Origin of the sequence: Roseomonas rosulenta, assembly GCF_016106005.1 — a bacterium.
Taxonomy (GTDB): Bacteria; Pseudomonadota; Alphaproteobacteria; order Acetobacterales; family Acetobacteraceae; genus Neoroseomonas; species Neoroseomonas rosulenta.
Genome location: NZ_JACADR010000587.1, coordinates 1 through 940, shown reverse-complemented (window position 1 = coordinate 940; position 940 = coordinate 1). Strand labels below are relative to the sequence as shown.

At 75.5% G+C, this 940-nt stretch carries 1 protein-coding gene; it reads right to left on the bottom strand.

Going from position 1 to position 940, the window contains the following annotated elements; translation table 11 throughout:
* Positions 1-168: 168 nt before the first annotated feature.
* Positions 169-927: a 23S rRNA (guanosine(2251)-2'-O)-methyltransferase RlmB gene (gene rlmB, locus HW578_RS27040; RefSeq protein ID WP_198373781.1), complete on the bottom strand. Its 759-nt coding sequence runs from the start codon at positions 925-927 to the stop codon at positions 169-171.
* Positions 928-940 lie beyond the last annotated feature (13 nt).

The following is a 940-nucleotide window of genomic DNA, read 5'->3' as shown; positions in this document are numbered from 1 at the left end:
CGGCGGGGGAGGGCGCTGCCCTCCCCGGACCCCACCCGCCAAGGGCCTAAAGGCCCCTGGACCCCTCGACTTGATCGGGGGATTGGGGGAGGCGCGTCGAGGGTGGCACCGATGCCGAAGGGCGCGCCAAGCCCCTCTCCGCCAGCGCCCGCCGCGCGCGACGCCACCTCACCGCCGGACGATCTCGTACAGCGCCACCGCCGCTGCCGACGCCACGTTGAGGCTCTCGACGCCTTCGGCCATCGGCAGGCGCACCAGTTCGTCGCAGGTCTCGCGTTGCAGGCGGCGCAGGCCGTGTTCCTCGGCGCCCATCACCAGGGCGACGCGGCGGTCGCGCGGGGCGGCCTCGGCCAGGGTGCGCTTCGCTTCGCCCGCCAGGCCCATGACCCAGAAGCCGGCGCGTTGCAGGGCGGCAATGGCGCGGGAGAGGTTCACTTCCCGCACCACCGGCACGATGTCGAGCGCGCCGGAGGCGGCGCGGGCGAGGGTGCCGGTCTCGTGTGGCGCGTGGCGGTCCTGCAGCACGACGCAGGCTGCGCCGAAGGCCGCGGCGGCACGCAGTGCGGCACCGACGTTGCGCGGGTCGGTCACCTGGTCGAGCAGCAGGACGGGGCCTTCGGAGGCCGCGATCGCGTCTTCCAGCTGCACGGGTTCGAGCGGTTCGGCCAGCAGGGCGATGCCCTGGTGCACCGCGTCCTCGGTCAGGAAGGTGGCGAAGCGGGCGCGGTCGGCGCGTTCGGGGGTGACGCGCCAGCGGCCGGTGAAGGCGTCGCGCAGCGCCAGTTCGGCGTCGGTGGTGGTGAGCAGCCGGCGTGGCTTGCGGCGCGGGTTGGACAGCGCCGCGAGCACGGCGTGCTGGCCGTAGATCCAGTAGGCGCCGGAGCCTGCGCCGGCGCCGGGGCGGGGCGGGGGCGGGGTATCGTCGATCGGTGCGGCGGGG